This is a genomic window from Dolichospermum sp. DET69, assembly GCA_017355425.1.
Taxonomy (GTDB): Bacteria; Cyanobacteriota; Cyanobacteriia; order Cyanobacteriales; family Nostocaceae; genus Dolichospermum.
On the sequence record CP070233.1, the window covers coordinates 4,137,849 to 4,161,678 of the forward strand.

The window sequence follows — 23,830 nt, forward strand, 5'->3', positions numbered from 1 at the left end:
GTGTTAATGTTTTTCAATTTATATACCTGAGTCTAAAGAGAGAATTATTAAAAATTACTATTACCAATTTATAACTAAAAAAATATACTTTTGAGTAGATGTCAACACGATAACTCAGATCCCCGACTTCTTGAAGAAGTCGGGGATCTTATTATTGTTCAATTCAAACTAATTACCCAATCCCGTAAATGTGAATTTATTTGTTCGGGAATTTCATCATGGGGACAATGACCTGCTGTGAGAAAATATTCTGTTAATTGAGGATAATATTCATGAAACTTTTGAGAACGTTCTCTGGCTTTCATCCAAGGATCTGCTTCTCCCCATAATAACAGTAAAGGACAAGTTAATTGTTTGAGTAAAATATCAACTTTCTCTCCTTGAGGACTGCTAAAAACAGAAACAAATACATCTAAAGCACCTTTATCAAAAGCTGGTTGCTGAATTTCTTCTACTAATTGATCAGTAATTGCACTTTTATCAAGATAAACCTTTTCTAAGGTGCGACGAATTACCCACTTTTGGCGCGTATATTGAAATAATAAAGATTGAGCTAAACGTTGTTTAAATGCCCATTTAATAGGCTTACCCAAAAGTTTTTGCAGAGGATTTGCAGGAGGTTGAATTTGATTTTCTGGTTGAGAAAAGGGACCGGCACTATTAAGCAATACCACACCAGCCGCACTATCAGGACGTTGGGAAGCGACGCATAAACAAGCATAACCACCCAAGGAATTACCTGCTAAAATTGTTTTTTGACCAATAACTTCGCTGATAAAATCATGGAGTTGGTCACGCCACAAGTCACCGCTATACTGTAATTTAGGTTTTGCTGAACGCCCAAATCCTAACAAGTCAATGGCAAATACTTGGAAATCTGCACCCAATTCTGTGATATTCTTGCGCCAATGGTCTGTGGAAGCACCAAAACCATGTACTAATAACAAAGGTGGACGCTGGGTTTGTGATTCTCCTGCTTGTACATAGTATACGTTATGTCCGCGCCATTGCCAGTATTGACCAGGAATAGGTTTTGTAGAGGGAGCGATACTTGTTTGCATATTACAAAGAAATATTAAGTTACTTCTAATATTGTAAATTAAATTATCGAACAACTGTATCGGCTCAATAAGTAGGGGTAACAGAGGAAAATAAGTGCAACGAGGTACACACAGTGTCATAGTAGTGTGTTAATTCTGTGTATTTTTGGAGGGATTGTCCGAAAAATTATTGGTGTTACCGTAGTTTACACCGGAAACATCTTTCCCCGATATATTGAGGGGATACAATTATTTAACTTTTCATTTTAGCTTGTGTCACTTACGTGACTCTAAGTATAAGTCACAAAAAAACATTTATTAGGTAAAAATTACGGTTTTGTTTAGAAAGAAAATCTTTTATTATTATACACATATTAACCCTGTTTGGATTAGAATTTGTAGAGGTTTAGCACTGCTCAACAGTGTCAAATACCTTCAAGCTTCAAGCCAGGGAATAAATTCCCTGTCTAATAGCTCAAGTCGGTTAAAACCGACTATGTTGGCGGTATTTATTCGAGAAATAGGATAATTTCTGATTTTGATGTCATCAGAGACTTGAGCCAGGGAATAAATTCCCTGTCTAAAAGCTCAAGTCGGTTAAAACCGACTTTTTTGGCGGTATTTGTTTAAGAAATAGGATAATTTTTGATTTCGATGTCATCACAGTGCGTTTTAACGCACTTTAGCTATTAGACCGGAACTTCAGTTCCGGGCGGGTATAAAAGCTTAGTTACCAAGTACAAAGGAAAAAAATATGTTTAGCAACTCTTCCCTCAGTCAAACCGCGACAACTATTGTTGTTATTGATTCTTCTGTTTCCGACTATCACACCCTCCAAGCAGGAGTTGTAGAGGGTGTAGAAACGGTGATTCTTTCCCCAAATCAAGACGGGATTGAGCAAATTAGCCAAATTTTACAACAACATCCCCACATAACCACTATTCACATCCTTTCCCACGGTGCGCCGGGATGCTTGTATTTAGGAAATAGTCAATTAAACTTAACCAATATTCACAATTACACCCAACAGTTACAACAATGGCAACGTCAGAATATTTTACTATATGGTTGTAACGTCGCTGCTGGGGACGCTGGGGAAGAATTTATTCACAAATTACATCAAATTACCAACGCCACCATTAGCGCCTCCACCACAAAAACCGGCAATGCAGCATTAGGGGGAAATTGGCAGTTAGAGGTGAACATTCCCGTTACAGAGACATTCCATGGAACATCTCTACATTTGTCAGATATTGTTGCACACACCCTCACCAGCTACCAGGGAGTATTTGCACCCACATTAGTGGGCAATTATGATACATCTGGCTATGCTATAAGTGTGCAAGTTGTCGGTAACTATGCTTATATAGCTGATAGAGATTCAGGACTACAAATCATTGATATTAGCAACCCCACTACCCCCACCCTCAAGGGCAATTATGTTACATCTGGCTTGGCTTGGGAAGTGCAAGTAGTCGGTAACTATGCTTATGTAGCTTATGATACTTCAGGACTACAAATCATTGATATTAGCAACCCCACTACCCCCACCCTCAAGGGCAATTATAATATACCTAGCTATGCTTATGGTGTGCAAGTAGTCGGTAACTATGCTTATGTAGCTGATTATTTTTCAGGACTACAAATCATTGATATTAGCAACCCCACTACCCCCACCCTCAAGGGCAATTATAATACTTCTGGTGCTGCTGTAGGTGTGCAAGTAGTCGGTAACTATGCTTATGTTGCTGATGGTGAGTCAGGACTACAAATCATAGACATTAGCAACCCCACTACCCCAACCATCAAGGGCAATTATGATACATCTGGCTTTGCTCATGGTGTGCAAGTAGTCGGTAACTACGCTTATGTAGCTGATTATTATTCAGGACTACAAATCATTGATATTAGCAATCCCACTACCCCCACACTCAAGGGCAATTATGATACATCTAGCTTTGCTAGAAGTGTGCAAGTAGTCGGTAACTATGCTTATGTTGCTGGTGCTTGGGAAGGACTACAAATCATTGATATTAGCAACCCCACTACCCCCACACTCAAGGGCAATTATAATACATCTGGCTTTGCTACAAGTGTTCAAGTAGTCGGTAACTACGCTTATGTAGCTGATGATTATTCAGGACTACAAATCATAGACGTGAGTGAGTTTACTAACAAAGCACCCACCAACCTCACACTCTCCACCAGCACAATTGCGGAAAACCAAATTATTGGTACAGTAGTTGGTAATCTCACCACCACAGACCCAGATACAGGAGACACCTTTACCTATAGTTTAGTCACCGGGGACGGTGCAACGGATAATAGTTTATTCACTATTACCAATAATCAACTTAAAACCAACTTTGTATTTGACTTTGAAGCCAAAAACAGTTATGGCATTAGAGTCAAAACCACAGACCAGGGTGGGTTATCCTTCGAGAAACAATTAACCATTGGAGTAACGGACCTTAACGATAACGACAACTTCACCACCACAGCCCAACAAGATATCATAGATGCTGACTATGGAGAGGACACCATTACCAGCACATGGGCCAATTTACAACAAAACGACACCATCAAAGGTGGTAATGGCACAGATACCTTAATTATCAGCGGAGGGACAGTTAATGATATTATCTCCATAGATACCAGTAACACCACCAATCAATTAGATATTCCAGGGACAACAGTATTCGGATTTGAACGCTTTGATTTAAGTGGCTTTACAGGTACTATCAGCTTTAACGGTACTACTGGTAATGATTGGATTAAAGCAGGTACAGGAAACGATGATTTAGGTGGTGGAGATGGTAATGACACTCTGAACGGGGGAACAGGTGCAGATTTATTAGGTGGTGGTAGTGGTAATGACAGTTATGTGGTAGATAATGTAGGAGATGTCATTATTGAATTTTTAAATCAAGGTATTGATACCGTTGAATCTTCTATCACCTGGACATTAAAAAACCACTTAGAAAACCTGACTTTAACCGGAACAACCGCTATTAATGGTACAGGTAATAATCTGAATAATATCATTACAGGTAACACTGGTAATAACGTTCTTAATGGTGGTGCTGGTGCTGATACTATGATTGGTGGCGCTGGTAACGATTCCTATTATGTGGACAATACAGCAGATAGCATTACAGAAAATCTGAATGAAGGAACTGATATCGTTTTCAGCACTGTAACTTACACCCTCACCACCAACGTAGAAAACCTGACTTTACAAGGAACAACTGCGATTAACGGTACAGGTAATGACCTCAATAACAGCATTACAGGTAATACAGCAGCTAACATTCTCACAGGTGGTTTAGGAAATGATACCCTCACTGGTGGTGCGGGTGCTGATACTATGATTGGTGGCGCTGGTAATGATTCCTATTATGTGGATAATACAGCAGATACCATTACAGAAAATCTGAATGAAGGAACTGATATTGTTTTCAGCAGTGTAACTTACACCCTCACCACCGACGTAGAAAACCTGACTTTACAAGGAACAACTGCGATTAACGGTACAGGTAACACCCTCAATAACAGCATTACAGGTAATACAGCCGATAACGTTCTCACAGGTGGTTTAGGAAATGATACCCTCACAGGTAATGCAGGTTCAGATACTTTAATTGGTGGCTTCGGTAATGATAGCCTGTATTTGGGTTTAAACGATAATGTTGTAGATAACGTTAATTACGTTCTTGGTGATGCTACAGATACAGTTTATCAATTTGTGCGCGGTGTCGGTGGTGATAAACTGAATTTTACAGGTATTGCCAGTTTTGATGTAATTACATCAGGTACTTCTACATTAGTGCGAGTTGGTGATGGTATTGGTGGTAATACTGGTTTTGGTACTGGTCAGTTATTAGTGACTTTATCAGGGACATCTGGATTTACTAGCACCAATGCGAATTTAAACCTCTTTGGTGGTAATTTCTTGTTCAATTAAGGGACTTCCAATTAAAAAAATACCCAAAAATTTCTTGTAGTGCGGGCATCTGGTCCCCTAATCATCAAGTATCTGGTCCCCTAATCATCAAGGACGGGCAGGATGCCCATGCCACAAAATTGGGTAATTTATTTTTTGGTGTTCTCTAAAACTGAATTTAGCTAGAAGACAGGGAATCAATTCTCTGTCTTCCTGATTCACATCATCACTCCATGATGTTTCGCATAAAAACGCAAAAACGCCAACCGAAAAAAAGAGATTTTAGGTATTGACAAACTATTTTAAAACTGTTATCATAAAGTTGATAAGGAAGAATTATCTTGCAATTATTCAATTAATAAAAAGACAAAATCCCAATTATTCTCACTTGGGCATCAATCCGACAAGCGATCGCTCCAGAATACTCAGAACGAGTTGTCCAGTTATGACCCAGGAACACTTCCCCTTGTTGGCTTTTCAAAGATAAAGGCGATCGCGCTTGCCGGATGCTATTGTAACAACTAATAAAAATGATTACTGGAAAAACGAAACTTTTAGGAGTCATTGGACATCCTGTGGAACATTCCCTTTCACCATTAATGCACAATGCCGCATTGGCTAAACTAGGATTAGATTATGTATATTTGCCTTTTCCGATTGCCCCAGAAAATTTAGAGAGGGCGATCGCCGGATTTGCTAGTATGGGTGTAGTAGGATTTAGTATCACCATTCCCCACAAACAAGCGATATTGCCTTTATTATCAGAAATTTCCCCTATTGCTCAAGCTATCGGTGCAGTTAATACTGTCACTCGTCAAGGTAATAAATGGATAGGGACAAACACAGATGTAGAAGGATTTATTGCCCCTTTGCAAACAACATATCATCAAGATTGGAGTCAGAAGAAAGCGGTAATTTTAGGAAATGGTGGTGCAGCGAGGGCAGTTGTAGCGGGTTGTATTCAACTCGGTTTAGCAGAAATTCATGTTGTTGGGCGGAATTTACAGAAATTACAAGCATTTAGTCAAAGTTGGCAAAATTCACTCTATGCAGATAAATTTCAGGTACATGAATGGCCAGAATTACCAAATTTAATTCCCCAAGCTAACTTGTTGGTAAATACAACTCCAATAGGAATGTATCCCCATGTTGAAGAATCACCGTTAAATAGACAAGAAATTAGTTATTTACCAGGTGATGCAATTGTTTATGATTTAATTTATATTCCTAAACCTACCAAATTTTTGCACCTAGCCGAAAAACAAGGAGCAATAATTATTGATGGTTTAGAAATGCTAGTACAACAAGGTGCAGCAGCCTTAAAAATCTGGTTACAACAAGAAACAGTTCCCGTCACCGAAATGCGTCAAGCATTACAAAATCATCTGGGGATATAAGAGGATGTTGGAAAAACAAGCCCTGGCGATTATAAATCGCGGCTACACAAACAAAGTCCACCTTCGTGGACTAAGAAAAAATACTTATTCTTAACCCACGGAGGTGGGTTTTGCCTGTGTAGTTGCGGTTTCTAACCGCCGATTTAATCTTAAATATCCCCCCTAACCCCCTTTAAAAAAATAAGCCCTGGCGATTATAAATCGCGGCTACACAAACAAAGTCCACCTTCGTGGACTAAGAAAAAATACTTATTTTCAACCCACGGAGGTGGGTTTTGCCTGTGTAGTTGCGGTTTCTAACCGCCGATTTAATCTTAAATATCCCCCCTAACCCCCTTTAAAAAAACAAGCCCTGGCGATTATAAATCGCGGCTACACAAACAAAGTCCACCTTCGTGGACTAAGAAAAATACTTATTCTTAACCCACGGAGGTGGGTTTTGCCTGTGTAGTTGCGGTTTCTAACCGCCGATTTAATCTTAAATATCCCCCCTAACCCTCTTTAAAAAAATAAGCCCTGGCGATTATAAATCGCGGCTACACAAACAAAGTCCACCTCCGTGGACTAAGAAAAAATACTTATTCTTAACCCACGGAGGTGGGTTTTGCCTGTGTAGTTGCGGTTTCTAACCGCCGATTTAATCTTAAATATCCCCCCTAACCCCCTTTAAAAAAATAAGCCCTGGCGATTATAAATCGCGGCTACACAAACAAAGTCCACGGAGGTGGACTAAGAAAAAATACTTATTTTCAACCCACGGAGGTGGGTTTTGCCTGTGTAGTTGCGGTTTCTAACCGCCGATTTAATCTTAAATATCCCCCCTAACCCCCTTTAAAAAAATAAGCCCTGGCGATTATAAATCGCGGCTACACAAACAAAGTCCACCTTCGTGGACTAAGAAAAAATACTTATTCTTAACCCACGGAGGTGGGTTTTGCCTGTGTAGTTGCGGTTTCTAACCGCCGATTTAATCTTAAATATCCCCCCTAACCCCCTTTAAAAAAACAAGCCCTGGCGATTTATAATCGCGGCTACACAAACAAAGTCCACCTCCGTGGACTAAGAAAAAATACTTAGGAACATCTCTACACCTAAATATTATATTAATTGTGGCAACTTAACCAAAAAGTGGGATACTGCAAAACATCATTTTATCTAAATATAAACAGATGGAAAAAATACAACTTTTTGGAATGCCGGCAGAAAAAGGCCGATGGCTACTTATCCCTCTAAGTATAACTGTTTTACTGTGTTTGGGTACAGTTTATTCTTGGAGTATTTTTAGGAAACCTTTGCAAAAACTCCTCAGCGTCGGTGCAACCGATAGCCTATTACCATTTACAGTGCTATTAGTTGTTTTTGCTATTTTAATGCCCATTACAGGCTTTTATATTAACCGTTTTGATACTCGTTTAATAACAGGTGTAGGAGGTTTAATTACCGCTGTCGGTTATATTCTCTCTAGTTTAGGTAACAATATCCCCACCTTAACTATGACCTATGGGATTATTGCTGGCATTGGTGTCGGTATTGCCTATGGTGTACCATTAGCTGTTGTAGCAAAATGGTTCCCCGATAAAAAAGGTTTAGCTGTGGGTGCTACTGTGATTGGTTTTGGTTTATCACCTTTAATTACAGCACCTTTAGCCAAGTCTCTGATAGATAGTTTTGGAATTAAGCAAACTTTTGTAATTTTAGGAATCGCTTTTGCGGTAATAATTACCGCCATTTCCACACTCTTAAAAACTCCCCCCCCAGGTTGGCAACCAGAAGGTTGGACTCCTCCTGCTTCTACACAAGCAAATATTAACTCGACAACTTCAACATCAATTATCCAAAGTTCCAGCTTTTACGGATTGTGGTTGTGTTATACCATTGGTTCTTTTGCAGGACTAGCTGCTATTGGTATTTCTAGTCCTCTGGCACAAGAAATCATTAAATTAGATGCAGCCACAGCCGCGAGTACAGTTTCTCTATTCGCTGTATTTAACGGTGTAGGACGCTTGTTTTTTGGCTGGTTCACAGACAAATTTTCACCCAAGCTAGGGGCAATAGTTTCCTTTGTTTTGATTTTAATTGGCTCAATTATGATGCTTAGTGCAGGAGAGGGCAGCGTACTAACTTATCTAGTCGCTTTTTCTCTATTTTACTTAGCTTTAGGAGGTTGGTTAGCGATCGCTCCTACTTCTACTTTAATCATGTTTCCACCCCAAGACTACGCGAAAAATTACGGTGTTGTCTTCACAGCTTACGGTATGGGAGCTTTAGGGGGAACGTTATTAGCTGGTAAAATTAGGGATATTTTCGGCAGTTATACCAATTTCTTTTATCCTACTGCGGGATTAGCCATTGTTGGTATTGTTATCGCTGTATTCATGTTAAAACGGACTTCTGCTAATGCTGATTTAGTTGAATTTTAATATTAGAAAATATCCCCGACTTGTTTTTTATATCTATCATTTGTTGACGTTAATTTTCTTAAAGGGTGTTTGAGAAGTATTACAGCGGTTTCCGCTCTTATGAGGTACATCTTAGCCCCCTCATCGCTTGCGGGGAGGGGGTTGGGGGTGGGGTTCTTGTACCTCATAACATCGGGAAGTGCTGTAAATAAAACCAATAATCTCCAAAAACCTAACCCCCCTGCCCCCCTTCCCTACAAGGGAAGGGGGATTTTAAAGCCTCTCTCCTTATAGGGGAGAGGTTTACAAGAGGGGTTAATTTATACCTTGAAAACTTTTAAAACATCCTCTTAGAAGTCGGGGATCTAAGACCTTACCAATTTCCTACTGTGGTTGCCGCATATATCTTTCCTGTCCTTGGGCATTATAGATAAATACAGGAAGTTTAGCATTTTGACTAATGACCTTGAGAGCATCTTTCAAGCTTTGGAAATGACTTTGTATTTTTGGATTATTAGCTTGAAATAATCGGTCATATTCAGGAGTTAAATTTACTTTAATTTCCTGATTCTCGATAGTAAAAGTACAAATCTTAATTCTACTGGTACAAGTGGTATTGAGTTCAGCGCGAGTTTGGGTTAAATCACCATAGATTTGGAATTGTTCTTGAGCCTGTTTAAGAGATACTGTATAGGTTTCAATCAGGGGTTTAGCTTGATTGAAATAGAAAGTATCTTGACTTACTTGTTTAGAACTTTGTACAGCCTGTTCCCAAGCCTTGACTGCACCTGTCCATTGATTTTGATTACCATAGATTTTAGCTTGACTAGCGGCTTTAATAGCTTGTTGATAGGATGCGGCTGCTAATTGTTCCTTTTTGGCGCGATTGCTTGCTACAATCATCTGTGGTTGATATTCTGCTAACAGCTTGCGTGCATCCTCAAATCCTAAACTATTTATAGGGATAATTTTTAGGGTATTAATTGCTGTTTGGAAATTAGATTCTACCCTTTGCCATTCAGGCGCAGATTTAGCATTAATTTGCAGTTTAGTAGCTGTTTCTCCGGCAGTTTTGGCAGTAGCAATTTTTTGTAACCATGTTTCTTCTTTCAGCAACTGATCATTAACACTTTTTAAGGTATTTTGATAGGTTGGTAAATTAATTTTTACCAGTCCATAGAGTTCATTACTAGGCTTAATTACCTCTAATGGGGTGATTGCCTGTCTCCAGAGGTTTTGTCTACTGCGTAACTCATCCAAGCTCTTAGGGGGAGCTTGAGTTTTTTTCTGTGCCAAGGATGCCATTTGTAAGGCTTTTAGCACCTGGTTAATTTTTGTGGACTGTTCCGAAAAACTCGTAACTAATAGCTGAGAGTCTTGATAACGGGGAGACCATTGAGGAATATTTTGCAACTCTGCAACTACCCCATCTAGTTTTTGTTGCACGGCTAATAAGTCTTTTTCTGATTTAGTCCGCTTAATCTGCTGCTGATAATCATTTTTAAATTGCTGTGCTGTTTGCAATTCTTTACATTCAGAGATTACACAACCACGATGGAGAACAAAAGCACCACCACCGGAAACCAGGGCGATAACTACAGCCGTACCAATAATTATCGGTAACGGTGGAAATGATAGGGAGAATGGTCCTTTTTTGGGTTTATCTGGGATATTGGCAAAAGGATCAAACTTTTCTTCAATATCCTCAATTTCCTCAGATTCATCCAGAGATAAATTTAAGTCTGGTAGTGCATAATCTGAGAAAGATTCTTCAGAACTGGAGAGAAATGAATCCATAATGGTTTCTCCTTCCGTTTCTGTCAGTGGAGATGATGGTTCTTGATGATCAAAAGACATAAAAAGAGTATCTCTTTCTTTCCCTATCTCTACCGTTTCTCTGTCTTTGTCCACTGTGGGAATTGGAAAATCATCCTCAGTTTTCTTTTCTGTTTCTACTATGGGAATTGGAAAATCATCCTCAGTTTCCTTTTGTGTATCTACTGTGGGAATTTGAAAATCTAGGAAATGTTGAGCATAGGGACGCTTTTCTCCAGAAACTCTCAAGAAAAATTGTACCCGTTGGGTTTGGTAGTTAAATTGCCATTGTAGTGCTTGTTCTAAGACCTCAAAAACTTGCCGTGTGTCAACTGTCACCTCATTAGGGTGTTGAGTTAAAATCATCAATTCATCATTTTTGACAGCGCATTTCACCTGGAAATCCTGACTATCAAGCACTTGAGCCACTAATCTTTCCTGTAAGATATTGCCTAAAACTTGTAGATCTTCTTGTTGAACTGTTGCTTTCATAAAGCGTTACCGCCACTCTTTTTATATAGTTTTGATTATCAAAGGAACAAAGGAACAAAGGAACTGGACACTGGAAACCAGGAATTGAGAAAATTGGCAGTAAAATTCAAACTCTATTTTTACATCCAATAGAATCAGTTTCTAGCAGAAGGTTAAATTTGTCACGAACAACACAGTCAATGGTGATAATTTAGACTTCTATTTTTTTATACAGTTAGATTATAAATTAGACAATCCAATTGCCAAATAAATTTTTCAGTTCTGTGAAACCAAATTCTATAATTTTCGGTATTGGGCAAAATATCAGATAGCATCAGAGAAAGCGAGTTGGACTTGTCAATACAAGGTGTGTCTCAATGGATTTATTGGAGTACCAAGTTAAAGAATGGTTTGGTAAAATTGGCATTCCTGTCTTACCATCCCAAAGAATAGACCATCCCACGGATTTGAAACGGTTAAAAATTCGTTACCCGATTGTGCTGAAATCTCAGGTACAAGCTGGGGAAAGGGAAAAAGCTGGTGGAGTCAGAATTGTAGAAACTACGATTGATGCGATTGCTGCTGCACAGAATATATTTAATTTACCAATTTGGGGACAATTGCCAGAAGTTTTACTGGCAGAATCAAAGTATGATGCCCAGGAGGAATTTTATCTAGCTGTAGTTTTAGATACTGCGCTCTGCCGTCCCGTTTTATTGGGTTGCACAGAAGCAAATATCGAATGGGAGACAGCCGGGGCTAAAATTCAGCACGTAGTTGTAGAAGAGGAATTTTCGCCATTTTATGCCAGACGACTGGCTTTAAAGATGGGTTTACAGGGGGCTTTAATGCAATCTGTGAGCGATATTGTCGAGAAGTTATACCAGTTATTTGTCCAAAAAGATTTGGACTTGGTGGAGATTCATCCTCTAGGTGTGAACGCTGCTGGCCAAGTGATGGCTCTCAATGGTAAGGTCAGGGTGAATGAACGGGCTATTAACCGTCATCCTGAAATAACCGATATGGCTGCAAAAATGATTAGCCGTTTTCATAGTAATCAAAAAAAGCACAGCTTATTGGGCAGCGGGGATACCTTAGAAATGCCTGGTAAAATTGGGATATTAGGTAATGGGAAAGGTTCTGTGTTAACAACATTGGATGCAATTGTTAATGCTCATGGTAAACCTGGTAAATGCGTTAATTTGCGCCATTTATTTATGGGTGATACTGTACCCACAAATTTTTGCGATCGCCTAATTAGTAGTTTAACAAATTTGGCTGATGATCAGAGTAGTCAAGTTATTTTGGTCAATTTTCTGGGGACTATTCCTCAGGTTGAAAAACTCCCAGAAATTATTACCAAATTTCTCCAGTCAGACAGAAGCAAAATCACATCTGGGGTGCAAGCATCCAATGGTAATAAAAGTCAGTATCAGCTGGATTTACCTCATTTAGTTCTTCGTTTAGCAGGTTCTGAATTTAATTCTGTTAGGGAATATTTAGCCACACTCAAAACTTCTAATCAATCGCTCATAGTTGTAGAAAATTTAGATGAAGCAGTCAAAGAAGCCGTTCGTTTAGCTAAATTATCTGTAGTTAAAAAAGCTAATAGGTAATAGGTAATTGGTAATAGGTAATTGGTAAGAAATAAAAGGAAAAAATTATGAATAATTACCACTAACAACTGACAACTGACAACTAACAACTGACAACTAACAACTGACAACTATGAACTTAACGCCAGAAAGTAAAGTTTTAATCCAGGGATTTTGTGAATTTATATCAGCAACTCATATTGCTCAAATGCAAGCTTATGGTACAAATTTAGTAGCAGGTGTAAATCCTGGCTATGGTGGACAACAAATATATAATCTACCAGTGTTTGATTTAGTAGAGGAGGTTGTTGCCGAATTTGGACAAATTGACACAGCCATTATATGTGTTCAACCTTATCAAGTTTTGGATGCAGCATTAGAAGCGATCGCCTCTAATATCCCCCAAATTATCATTACTACCGCCGGTGTACCACCATTGGATATGGTGCAACTACTTCGCAAGACAGAAGCTTGTGAAACTTTGATTATTGGACCTAATAGTCCGGGAATTATTGTTCCTGGTAAAATTCTCCTGGGTACTCAACCCAATGAATTTTATATACCCGGTTCTGTGGGAATTGTCAGCCGAAGTAGTACCCTCACTTATGAAGTAGCTTGGGAATTAACAAAAGCTGGTTTGGGACAGTCAATTAGTGTCAGTATTGGTAGTGATGCTATTGTTGGTTCTTCTTTCCTCCAATGGTTACAAATTCTTGATGAAGATGACACCACAGAAGCGATTGTTTTAATCGGCCAACCTGGTGGGGGTAGCGAAGAAGCAGCAGCAGAATATATTACTGAAGCAATTGACAAGCCTGTAATTGCCTATATTGCTGGTATACACGCACCACCAGCCAAAAATTGGCAACAAACAGGGACTTTAGCAAGTGTAATTGGACGTTCTGCAAACTTTGGCACAGCAGAAAGTAAATTAGCTGCTTTTAACTCTGCAAAAATCCCTGTCGCTGATAGTCTATCTCAAATTCCTAAATTGCTGAAAAATATCCTGATTCCCCAAAGTGTAAAGACTAAATAATAGTGAAATACGAAAATAAGTATGTATTTATACTATTTTAAAATTTCTAAGTCGTTATACTCATAACCAGGTTCTACCTGGGAATTGATGAAGTGGCTAGTCCACTTCATTTTTATTGTCAAAACCGAGATTGTTCAGTCATTAACTAACTCATCTCGCCATTTTTCGCGTTTTTCTCTCTCTTCACGCACTTCTTCTTCCCGTTCCCGCGATCGCACTAATAGCCAAGTTTCCCATGTCAGGGGTTTTTGTTGTTCTAAATGATTAATAAATTGGATAATTGATAAATCTGCTTTGATGGGATTTTTTAAATCAAACTGCATGGTTTGTAAAAACCTATCATTGGTTTTGAGTAAGCGATCGCTAATTGTTTTCCCTACTAATAACATCAATTTATTAATCAATTTCCCGAAAATACCTTTACGTTTTTTGGACATTAAGAGGGTTTGTCCTTGAGTTTTTCCTCCTGGTAATATCCGAGTTGTAAATATTATATGTAAATGGGTAGAATCATTAGTAAAGGAAATTATACTTGTTGTTCCATACCAATAACAAATACTGTAATTAAGAGAATTATTAAAAAACCAACGGTAGAGAATTAACCAAAATGATTTACCATTAATATTTGTAATAGTGCTAAAAATAATTGCATTTTGATTTAGTTCTTGTTTCTCCAAAACCATTTTTAATGGTAATTTATTAACTATATTAATTTGTTGAGTATCAATACTCTGAAGAAGTAATACATTGGGATGACAATCCATACTAAATTGCGAACCCAGAGAAAAATCAAAATCTTGATTTTCCCAATCTAAAACAAAAGGTAATGGTTGTTGAGGAGTTTCTCCAGTCCAAACCCAAATCATTCCATATTGTTCTGCTGCTGGCCAAGTTTTAGCTTTGAGGGCTACGGGTTCATCTAAATTAGGAACATCAACACAAATACCTTCTGCATCAAATTTCCACCGATGTAAAACACAGCGTAATTCATTACCCTCAATTTTACCTTCAGCTAAACTCATACCCATGTGAGGACAGTAAGCATCTAGGATAACGGCATGTCTATCTTTACCGCGATATACTACTAAATCTCTACCAAAAATTGTCACAGTTTTGACATCACCCACTTGCAAAGATTGAGAAAGTAATACCCAGTACCAACCTTCCACAAAACTGGCTGATTGATTGAAAATTTTAGGTTTACGAACTGAGTTGAGATTATCTATATTGGTGTTCATTTTTAGGATTTCACTTGCAGTGAAGCGGTTCATCTATTCCTATCATGAACAACTTATAAAAACAGTTATTTTTAGTACCGTCGGGAGTGAAGTCTGAACTGTGATTTTCTTGATTTGTTTGATTTAGATGATTTTGTCTGAACTGTGATTTTCTTGATTTGTTTGATTTCGATGATTTTGTCTGAACTGTGATTTTCTTGATTTGTTTGATTTAGATGATTTTGTCTGAACTGTGATTTTCTTGATTTGTTTGATTTAGATGATTCTATCTGAACTGTGATTTTTTTGATTTTTTTGATTTAGATGATTCTGTCTGAACTGTGATTTTTTTGATTTTTTTGATTTAGATGATTCTGTCTGAACTGTGATTTTTTTGATTTGTTTGATTTAGATGATTTTGTCTGAACTGTGATTTTTTTGATTTGTGTGATTTAGATGATTTTGTCTGAACTGTGATTTTTTTGATTTGTGTGATTTAGATGATTTTGTCTGAACTGTGATTTTCTTGATTTGTGTGATTTAGATGATTCTGTCTGAACTGTGATTTTCTTGATTTGTGTGATTTAGATGATTCTGTCTGAACTGTGATTTTCTTGATTTGTGTGATTTAGATGATTCTGTCTGAACTGTGATTTTTTTGATTTGTGTGATTTAGATGATTCTGTCTGAACTGTGATTTTCTTGATTTGTGTGATTTAGATGATTCTGTCTGAACTGTGATTTTTTTGATTTGTGTGATTTAGATGATTTTGTCTGAACTGTGATTTTTTTGATTTGTGTGATTTAGATGATTTTGTCTGAACTGTGATTTTCTTGATTTGTGTGATTTAGATGATTTTGTCTGAACTGTGATTTTCTTGATTTGTGTGATTTAGATGATTACTTAATCTGGTAAAAATACTTATTACTTATTACTTATTACTTATTACCTATTACCTATTACCTATTACCTATTACCTATTACCTATTACCTATTACCTATTACCTATTACCTATTACCTATTACCTATTACCTATTACCTATTACCTATTACCTATTACCTATTACCTATTACCTATTACCTATTACCTATTACCTATTACCTATTACCTGGTTGAAAGTTACGCAATCTTAAAGCATTACTGACTACAGAAACAGAAGAAAAAGCCATTGCTGCACCGGCAATAATTGGATTAAGTAACCAACCAAAGAAAGGATAGAGAATACCCGCAGCGATGGGTATACCAATAATATTATAAATAAAGGCAAAAAATAGATTTTGACGGATATTATTAATGGTAGCGCGGCTGAGTTGAATAGCTGTAACTATGGCTTGTAAATCTCCAGAAATTAATGTAATATCACTAGCTGCGATCGCCACATCTGTTCCTGTGCCAATGGCAATTCCCACATCTGCCTGTGCTAATGCTGGTGCATCATTAATTCCATCTCCTACCATGGCCACAATTGTATATTTATTCCCTATTTTTCTTTGTTGCAATGATTTAATCATAGCGGCTTTTTGGTCTGGACGCACTTGGGCAAAAACTTGAGTAATCCCAACTTGATCAGCAATAGTTTGTGCAGTTTTTTGATTATCTCCCGTTAACATTACCACTTCTAACCCTAATTTCTGCAAAGCTTTAACTGCTGTTAGTGATGAAGGTTTGAGGGCATCAGCAATAGCCATAATTGCCTCCAGATTACCATTTACTGCTAACCAAATTACTGTTTTCCCTTCATTTTCCCACATTGTTTGATGTGGTTCTAAAACATCTGTATCAATTCCTAATTCTGTCAGCCAGCGTTGTGTACCAACTTGTACAAATTGTTCATAGACAACGCCTTGAACACCACTACCAACAATTGCTGAAAAATTCTTGACATCAGCTAAACTCACAGATTGATTCATCGTATATTTTACCACTGCTTCCGCTAAAGGATGTTCAGAGTTTTGTTCTACACTAGCAGCTAATTTTAATAACTGAAGTTCATTCCCATTTGCTGTACCTTTAATAGTGATAAAGTTTGTAACTGTGGGTTTACCTTGAGTTAAAGTTCCAGTTTTATCGAGAACAATAGTATTGATTTTGTGTGCTAATTCTAAACTTTCAGCACTTTTAATTAAAATGCCATTTTCTGCCCCTTTACCAGTTCCCACCATGACAGAAGTAGGAGTAGCTAAACCCAAAGCACAGGGACAAGCAATAATTAAAACCCCTACCATTGTGATCATTGCTAATGTGAAATTACCTGTAATACTAAACCAAATGATAAAAGTAGCGATCGCTATCATAATTACCGCAGGCACAAACCAAGCAGTTACCTGATCTGCTAATCTTTGAATTGGTGCTTTTGAACCTTGGGCTTCTTGGACTAATTTGACAATTTGCGCCAAAAATGTATCCTTACCTACTCGCGTTGCTTTAAACTTAAAACTCCCAGTTTTGTTAATTGTTGCCCCAATTACCTCATCTCCTGGTTGTTTTTTAACAGCTACACTTTCACCTGTCACCATTGCCTCATCTACTGTAGAATTACCATTAATTACTTCACCATCAACAGGAATCTTTTCACCAGGACGGACTAAAATTAAATCATTAACTTTCACTTCCTGAATAGGAATATCCATTTCTAAACCATCTCGGATTACCCTAGCTGTTTTGGCTTGCATTCCCATTAATTTGTGAATAGCTTCTGAAGTTTGTCCTTTAGCACGATGTTCAAAAAATCGCCCTAACAAAATTAAAGTTACAACTATCGCTGCAACTTCATAATAAACATGAATTTCTAAGTCTTGGGAAATAAATAAACCCGGAAAAAGCGTCACAAACAAAGAATAGAAATAAGCCGTACCTGTTCCCAAGGCAATCAAAGTATCCATCGTTGCAGTGCGACGTTTTAAGGATTTCCAAGCATTGCGAAAAAAAGATCCACCACACCAAAATTCCACAGGTGTTGTTAATACTAATTGCCACCAAGGATAATGGAGAAATTCAGGAACAAAAGGTAAATGTAATCCCGTCATCATCGGTAAAGAACCAAAAAACAGAATAATACTAATTACACCCCCAACTCTTAACTTGAGAATGAGTTCTCGTTCTTGGGCTAATGTATTTGCTATTTCTGCTGCATCTTCCCCTGCTGCTGCTAACGTAAAAGATGAATAACCAGCATCTACAATTGCAGCTTGGATTTCTGTTAAACTTGTTTGTTTAGGTTCATAATTAATAGTTACCTGTTCTGCACCAAAATTAACATGACAATCAATAACTCCAGAAACAGATAAAATAGCTTGTTCTACATTATTAGCGCAGGAAGCGCAACTCATCCCTTTAAGTTTAAGACTAAGATTATTCATATCACCCCTTGTAATTAACTAATTATCCAGATCCCCGACTTCTCAAAGAAGTCGGGGATCTAAACTCCCAAACTCTACCTATTGGTGTAATATATCATTTTAGTAATTTTATTGACTTTCACTTAACAGACATTTCAGATTGTGGAGATAGAAATATATGTTACAAGTTATTTATTCTGACGAATTTTTAGATCACGAAACGGGAAGCTATCATCCAGAAAAACCAGCCCGATTAACAGCCATAGTCAACGCTTTAAAAGCTGCCAGTTTTGCCGAACAAATCACCTGGAAACTACCTACACCCGTCACCGGAAAACCGTCTTTAATGTCTTGGATAGAAAAGGCTCACACTAAATCATATATTAACAAAGTTAAAGAGATATCCTGCTCAGGTGGTGGTTATTTAGACGGAGATACTCCCATTTCTCCCCGTAGTTATGATATAGCTTTATTAGCAGTTAGTGCTTGGTTAGATGGAGTTGACATAGTTCTTAATACAACTAATCAAGCTTTTGTATTAGCGCGTCCACCTGGACATCATGCGGTAAGTGATACAGGAATGGGATTTTGTTTATTTTCTAATGCTGCAATTGCAGCTTTATATGCTTTAGAACAACCTGGTATTGAGCGCGTTGCTATCCTAGACTGGGACGTACATCACGGAAATGGTACAGAAGCGATAGTAGAAACTCACTCAGAAATTGCTTATGTTTCTCTTCACCAGTATCCAGCTTATCCGGGTACAGGGAAAGCTTCTCAACAAGGGTTACATAATAATGTGTTAAATTTACCTGTTCCTCCTTGTAGTGATATTACTGTTTATCAACCATTGTGGGAAACAAAAATCTTGCCATTTTTAACCAATTTTCAGCCAGATTTACTAATTATTAGTGCTGGTTATGATGCTAATGCTGATGATCCTTTAGCAGGTATGAATTTGCAACCAGAGGACTTTGGTTTATTTACAAAATATTGTTTAGGTATAACCAAAAAAATCATGTTTGGTTTAGAAGGTGGTTATGATTTACCAAGTCTAGCAGAATCAGTAATTGCTACTATTCAATCTTGCATAGATTAGTATTTTTAGCTCTAAGGGCAGCGTGGGATGAATGGCGCGTGAATTAACGACAGTTTTTCGACCAATGCGATAGCAAGGGAGAAAAACATGGAGGCAATTCATTTTTCTTGTGCTATGCTGCTTTATAGTAAAAAACTTTCACTCTAATATGTTAAGAGTCGTCAAAGTCAGATTATATCCAGATGCCCAGCAACAGCAGTCATTAGCGCAAGCTTTTGGTAGTTGTCGTTGGCTATGGAATTATTTTTTGAATTTGATGAACCAAACATATCAAGAGACGGGGAAAGGCTTGTCTGGGTACGAAATTAAAAAGATCATTCCCCAATTAAAGAAAGAACATGAGTGGTTATCATTAACTTATTCTCAATGCTTACAACAGGTCTGCTTGAATCTGGGAGTTGCATTTAATAACTTCTTTGAAAAGAGAGCTAAATACCCCAAGTTTAAATCAAAACATGGTAAGCAGTCTATTCAGTATCCTCAAAACGTCAAGATTGCCGATAGTCAATTAATCCTACCAAAAATAGGAAAAGTATCGGCAATCATTCACCGAGAGATTGAAGGGAAAATTAAAACTGTAACCATCACCAAAAATTGTAGTGAACAATATTTTGCTGCTATTTTGTTTGAAGATGGTAAACAAAAACCAGAATCAATTGCAGAGGGCAAAGCAATAGGTATTGATCTAGGGCTGACTCATTTTGCAATTACCAGCGATGGTTCTAAGTTTGATAATCCTCGGATACTGAATAAACACGATAAAAACTTAAAAATAAAACAGCAGCAATTATCTAGAAAACAAAAAGGCTCTAGTAACCGAAATAAAGCTAGAAAGAAAGTTGCTAGAGTTCATAGAAAAATAACTAATTGCAGAGAAGATTTTCTCCATAAACTATCTCGTAGGATAGTTAACGAAAACCAAGTTATTGTGGTAGAAAATCTTCATGTTAAAGGCATGATGCAAAATCACTGTCTAGCCAAGTCTATTCAACAGGTTGGCTGGGGAATGTTTTGTACCATGCTGAAATACAAAGCAGAAAACGAAGGGAAGATTTATCAAGAAGTTGATAGATTCTTTCCTTCATCAAAGACTTGTCATGTCTGCCTTAATCAAGTGGGGAGTTTACCGCTAGATATCAGATTTTGGACTTGTGAAAAGTGCCAGGCTAGACATGATAGAGATATTAATGCAGCAATAAACCTCAGAGATGAGGGACTACGAATTATGACCTCTGGAACGGGGGATAAAGCGATGAAGTGTGGTCTTGGGGGTTTCCCCCATGAACAACTTCATCAAGAAGCCTGTCGTCCAGATGTAAGTCGGAGTAATAGAGGACGAAAGAAATCTACTACTGCGCTTTCTGCTGGGCAGGAAGCCCACACTGTACCGTCAGGTCAGTATGGGTAGTTCACTAATAAAACTTTGTCATCATGTCGTGAAATATCTAAAGTTTTGTTAAGATACGATTACAAGGAATTCAGCCACCCGGCTGTGAAAAAAATTAGATAGTACCAGTAGCTGTATAAAGTTCAGAAGGTGAACAAATGACCACCTATATATTTTTTGACCAAGCTCTTCGGATGCTTACCATTGCCTTTCTAGCAGCACCAATCATGCTAATCGCCGCTTCTAGTATAGGTTTAGCAGTGATTGAAACCATTCAAAAAACAGGAGAGAGCTAAAACTACACCTCAAGGTAGGGACAGGGCTAAAAAAGTTGTCCAGTACAATCGAAATCTTCTCTACAACCTGCCCCTACCATAGACGTATCTACTCACCTAAATTAATCGCCGGATTCCTATTAAAAAATCCCCTGGGCATTAACTTAAACCCAACGCGGTGAGTTGGCATGACTGGCCAATCTTCTGGACGGGGAACATGAGTTATTCCCATTGTGTACCACACAACCAGATCTTCACCACTTAAAGATTCATTATCAGCAATATATTTTGGTAAACCTACCCCCAATTGTGTTTGATTGGGATAATCCCCACTTGCATACATTTCACCAGATTTATATTTTGTCACCCAAAAATGATGAGTTGCAAAACCTGCTTTTTTTCTAATATTTGCACCTTCTACTGCATATAAAATTGTATTTCCTGCCGGCATTAACATATATCCAGGAGGAACACCTAAATTATTTAGTTTATCTGCACTAGAAATCATCCATTCTCGACTATGTTTAATATCCAAATCACGGACGGCAGATTTTTCAGTTTTTAGTAGTGTATCTTCTACAGTTATGGCATTTCCTAACGGGTTTTTATCACCTATTGGCAACGCTTCTACATTCATTTCCATCACAGAATTAGCTTGTCCATCTATATCTAAATCTAGGCGATAGTTAAAGAAATGCTGGTGATTAACTCCAAAGATATTTTTAGCTAATAGTCTGCCAAAAGATTTATTTTCAGTTTGTTTTGTCTTTGCTGTTCCTTGAACTAAATCAATACCTGTCAATTCATTTTCTACTTCTAAAGTACCATCTTGGCGAAATATCCAATTGATACTGTAATCATAGTTGTCAACTGTTGTAATCATTTTCATGACTAATTCACGATTACGACGGATATAATTTTTTTGATTTCTGTAATTAAAATGTTTCCAGAGAACACCATTATCTCTTTCGTAGATACCAACTAATCCTGGTATGGTAAAAGGTTCTCCTTCACTATTAGCAAGCACTGTATTTAATAAAACTCCATTTTCAGGAATTTCTTTACCTAATTCTAGTTTGTTTGCTAACAAGCCCAGGTTATATTCTCCCACATCAAAAGCATTACGAAATGACCAATTTGGCTGAGGATCACCATAAGGAACTGCCATTTCTGAGAGACTACCACGATATAAAATTGATCTATCTTTTTCACCATCGTGATATTTAACAAGATATAAAACTAAGCCCTCGCGGGGGTGCATTAAATAACGAAATTTCCAACCTTGCCAAGTAATTTCATTACCTTGAATTTTGAAACTTGTTCCTTTTGGTTGATTGATATTTAATGGTTTTGGTGGTGTAATTAGGCTATTGAAAGCATGAATATCATAATCCCAATTCTCTTGAGAAATAGGAACTATCCCATTATCAATAAAACTATCAACTTCACCTTTATTTAAATTAACTGTAACTAAAACACCTTCTATGGGACGCGCATAAAAATTCCAATGTTTACCTTGGTAATAAGATAATGCTCGACAAATTCGATTACCAGATTTGGCTTCTTTATCAGTTAATATTCCTGCTCCCCAACAATTAACTTCTACATTTTCAAAATCTTTAATTCCGCGTTTCTGCATGGCTATTTGCCAACGCAAATCTGATTTTACTACGTCCCTCGCTATTGCATAATCTGCTGATGAAATAGCTGGTTGTCCGTGAGGTATTTCTTGCCAAGAAGTGATATTTTTAGTATTTAAATTAACTGTTCCTGTAAAGGTTTTGTTAAGTTCGATTTCATAAACTTGCAAAAAAACCTGGCGGAGAAATGATTTACCATCTGTAAAATTTAAAACTTCTTTTTTATCAGGTTCTTGTAAAGTAATTATGGGGAAAATTGCGGTTTCACTGAGATTTTTTTGCTCTTTAACTATGGTAACTGCTGTATTAATCTCTGCCTCTGTTAAAGGGTTAAGAGGATGAGAAATTACTGTTTCCTGAGCCAATACGATATTAGGAAATACCAGAAAGATGTTGATGAAAATAATAAAAGTAATAGTTAGCTGGTAAAAAAGATTTAGCCTCTTAATCATCTTGCACATTTTTTCAGAAAAGTACATTTATTGATTCCTCAACTAAAGATGAGAAACCGTAAGATTAAGAGAGTTATATTAATAAATAAACTAATTTAATTGACGCATTATTATCTGCGTTTATCCGCGTTTAATAATTCTTGATATTTTATTGATAAAGACGTTCCATAGAACGTCTTTACAATCTATATAGAAACTAAACGACGTAAAGATTCAGCCCGACGTTTAGCTACGAGGTTATTGGGTGAAAGTTTGAGTGTTGCTTCGTACATTTCTAAAGCTGGAGCATTCAATTTTTTCTTCTCATAAGCGTGTCCGAGATTATTTAGGGCTGATACATAATCTGGATTTAATTTGATAGCTTCTTTATAATGACGAATTGCTAAGTCATATTGCTCTTGGGCAAAATAAACATATCCTAAACCGTTGTAAATAGGAGCAATAGATTCTTCTCCCTCTTCTTGGGCTGCTTTTAGGGATTTTTGAAATAGAGGTATGGCTTGGCTAAATACTTTTTTTTCTGAATAGATACTAGCTAATTCGTAATATTCTTGAGCCGTACCTTTTTCTTTAGTTAATTTGTTTTTCAACTTATTCAGTGAGCTTTCAAGTTTCCGGGTTTTAAATACTTCACGAAAAACACTCACACCTGCAAATGCAAGTAAACCAACAAAAATTGACAGATAAACGACGACTAAATTGCTATCCATTTTCTACAAATAC

15 protein-coding genes are annotated in these 23,830 nt (G+C 37.4%); 8 read left to right on the forward strand and 7 right to left on the reverse strand.

Features of this window, described 5'->3' with window-relative positions; all coding sequences use genetic code 11:
- Positions 1–158: 158 nt before the first annotated feature.
- Complete coding sequence (locus EZY12_18930) at positions 159–1,061, reverse strand: alpha/beta fold hydrolase (protein QSX66825.1); 903 nt, start codon at positions 1,059–1,061, stop codon at positions 159–161.
- Positions 1,062–1,794: 733 nt separating this feature from the next.
- Here EZY12_18930 and EZY12_18935 point away from each other — a divergent pair.
- The gene (locus EZY12_18935) at positions 1,795–5,004 is read left to right on the forward strand and encodes a DUF4347 domain-containing protein (protein QSX66826.1); all 3,210 of its coding nucleotides are present in this window, start codon (positions 1,795–1,797) and stop codon (positions 5,002–5,004) included.
- Positions 5,005–5,338: 334 nt separating this feature from the next.
- Here the strand turns inward: EZY12_18935 and EZY12_18940 are convergent, their stop codons facing one another.
- Positions 5,339–5,548 (reverse strand): hypothetical protein, encoded by a 210-nt coding sequence (locus EZY12_18940; protein QSX66827.1) that lies wholly within the window; start codon positions 5,546–5,548, stop codon positions 5,339–5,341.
- Between EZY12_18940 and EZY12_18945 the strand changes: the two genes are divergently transcribed.
- Both EZY12_18945 and EZY12_18950 read left to right on the forward strand, forming a co-directional pair.
- Positions 5,514–6,380 (forward strand): shikimate dehydrogenase, encoded by an 867-nt coding sequence (locus EZY12_18945; protein ID QSX66828.1) that lies wholly within the window; start codon positions 5,514–5,516, stop codon positions 6,378–6,380. The genes EZY12_18940 and EZY12_18945 overlap by 35 nt on opposite strands.
- Before the next feature lie 1,169 nt (positions 6,381–7,549).
- Positions 7,550–8,800, forward strand: coding sequence for an OFA family MFS transporter (locus tag EZY12_18950; protein ID QSX66829.1), 1,251 nt, complete (start codon positions 7,550–7,552; stop codon positions 8,798–8,800).
- A 363-nt stretch (positions 8,801–9,163) separates the two neighbouring features.
- Here EZY12_18950 and EZY12_18955 read toward each other — a convergent pair whose 3' ends face one another.
- Complete coding sequence (locus EZY12_18955) at positions 9,164–11,086, reverse strand: hypothetical protein (protein QSX66830.1); 1,923 nt, start codon at positions 11,084–11,086, stop codon at positions 9,164–9,166.
- Between the two features lie 356 nt (positions 11,087–11,442).
- On the opposite strand from EZY12_18955, the gene EZY12_18960 reads away from it, so the two are divergent.
- Both EZY12_18960 and EZY12_18965 read left to right on the forward strand, forming a co-directional pair.
- A complete protein-coding gene (locus EZY12_18960; GenBank protein ID QSX66831.1) occupies positions 11,443–12,681 on the forward strand; it encodes an acetate--CoA ligase family protein in 1,239 nt (412 codons plus the stop codon).
- A gap of 112 nt (positions 12,682–12,793) precedes the next feature.
- Positions 12,794–13,696, forward strand: coding sequence for a CoA-binding protein (locus EZY12_18965; GenBank protein QSX66832.1), 903 nt, complete (start codon positions 12,794–12,796; stop codon positions 13,694–13,696).
- A 134-nt stretch (positions 13,697–13,830) separates the two neighbouring features.
- Here EZY12_18965 and EZY12_18970 read toward each other — a convergent pair whose 3' ends face one another.
- Positions 13,831–14,934: an aromatic ring-hydroxylating dioxygenase subunit alpha gene (locus EZY12_18970; GenBank protein QSX66833.1), complete on the reverse strand. Its 1,104-nt coding sequence runs from the start codon at positions 14,932–14,934 to the stop codon at positions 13,831–13,833.
- A gap of 1,079 nt (positions 14,935–16,013) precedes the next feature.
- Positions 16,014–18,275, reverse strand: a complete 2,262-nt coding sequence (locus EZY12_18975) for a heavy metal translocating P-type ATPase (protein ID QSX66834.1) — start codon at positions 18,273–18,275, stop codon at positions 16,014–16,016.
- 157 nt (positions 18,276–18,432) lie between these two features.
- Between EZY12_18975 and EZY12_18980 the strand changes: the two genes are divergently transcribed.
- The 3 genes from EZY12_18980 to EZY12_18990 all read left to right on the forward strand — a co-directional run bounded on the left by EZY12_18980 (position 18,433) and on the right by EZY12_18990 (position 21,036).
- Complete coding sequence (locus tag EZY12_18980; protein ID QSX66835.1) at positions 18,433–19,353, forward strand: histone deacetylase; 921 nt, start codon at positions 18,433–18,435, stop codon at positions 19,351–19,353.
- A 148-nt stretch (positions 19,354–19,501) separates the two neighbouring features.
- On the forward strand, positions 19,502–20,761 hold the full coding sequence (locus EZY12_18985) for a transposase (GenBank protein ID QSX66836.1): 1,260 nt from the start codon (positions 19,502–19,504) through the stop codon (positions 20,759–20,761).
- Between the two features lie 137 nt (positions 20,762–20,898).
- The gene (locus tag EZY12_18990) at positions 20,899–21,036 is read left to right on the forward strand and encodes a hypothetical protein (protein ID QSX66837.1); all 138 of its coding nucleotides are present in this window, start codon (positions 20,899–20,901) and stop codon (positions 21,034–21,036) included.
- Positions 21,037–21,124: 88 nt separating this feature from the next.
- On the opposite strand, the gene EZY12_18995 is transcribed toward EZY12_18990, so the two are convergent.
- Both EZY12_18995 and EZY12_19000 read right to left on the reverse strand, forming a co-directional pair.
- The gene (locus tag EZY12_18995; protein ID QSX70733.1) at positions 21,125–23,107 is read right to left on the reverse strand and encodes a primary-amine oxidase; all 1,983 of its coding nucleotides are present in this window, start codon (positions 23,105–23,107) and stop codon (positions 21,125–21,127) included.
- A gap of 185 nt (positions 23,108–23,292) precedes the next feature.
- On the reverse strand, positions 23,293–23,817 hold the full coding sequence (locus tag EZY12_19000) for a tetratricopeptide repeat protein (GenBank protein ID QSX66838.1): 525 nt from the start codon (positions 23,815–23,817) through the stop codon (positions 23,293–23,295).
- Positions 23,818–23,830: the final 13 nt, after the last annotated feature.

Bases quoted from the DNA above. Each gene is read 5' to 3' on its own strand.
- EZY12_18930 (QSX66825.1), bottom strand. From the start codon at position 1,061: ATGCAAACAAGTATCGCTCCCTCTACAAAACCTATTCCTGGTCAATAC.
- EZY12_18935 (QSX66826.1), top strand. From the start codon at position 1,795: ATGTTTAGCAACTCTTCCCTCAGTCAAACCGCGACAACTATTGTTGTT.
- EZY12_18945 (QSX66828.1), top strand. From the start codon at position 5,514: ATGATTACTGGAAAAACGAAACTTTTAGGAGTCATTGGACATCCTGTG.
- EZY12_18940 (QSX66827.1), bottom strand. From the start codon at position 5,548: ATGACTCCTAAAAGTTTCGTTTTTCCAGTAATCATTTTTATTAGTTGT.
- EZY12_18950 (QSX66829.1), top strand. From the start codon at position 7,550: ATGGAAAAAATACAACTTTTTGGAATGCCGGCAGAAAAAGGCCGATGG.
- EZY12_18955 (QSX66830.1), bottom strand. From the start codon at position 11,086: ATGAAAGCAACAGTTCAACAAGAAGATCTACAAGTTTTAGGCAATATC.
- EZY12_18960 (QSX66831.1), top strand. From the start codon at position 11,443: ATGGATTTATTGGAGTACCAAGTTAAAGAATGGTTTGGTAAAATTGGC.
- EZY12_18965 (QSX66832.1), top strand. From the start codon at position 12,794: ATGAACTTAACGCCAGAAAGTAAAGTTTTAATCCAGGGATTTTGTGAA.
- EZY12_18970 (QSX66833.1), bottom strand. From the start codon at position 14,934: ATGAACACCAATATAGATAATCTCAACTCAGTTCGTAAACCTAAAATT.
- EZY12_18975 (QSX66834.1), bottom strand. From the start codon at position 18,275: ATGAATAATCTTAGTCTTAAACTTAAAGGGATGAGTTGCGCTTCCTGC.
- EZY12_18980 (QSX66835.1), top strand. From the start codon at position 18,433: ATGTTACAAGTTATTTATTCTGACGAATTTTTAGATCACGAAACGGGA.
- EZY12_18985 (QSX66836.1), top strand. From the start codon at position 19,502: ATGTTAAGAGTCGTCAAAGTCAGATTATATCCAGATGCCCAGCAACAG.
- EZY12_18990 (QSX66837.1), top strand. From the start codon at position 20,899: ATGACCACCTATATATTTTTTGACCAAGCTCTTCGGATGCTTACCATT.
- EZY12_18995 (QSX70733.1), bottom strand. From the start codon at position 23,107: ATGATTAAGAGGCTAAATCTTTTTTACCAGCTAACTATTACTTTTATT.
- EZY12_19000 (QSX66838.1), bottom strand. From the start codon at position 23,817: ATGGATAGCAATTTAGTCGTCGTTTATCTGTCAATTTTTGTTGGTTTA.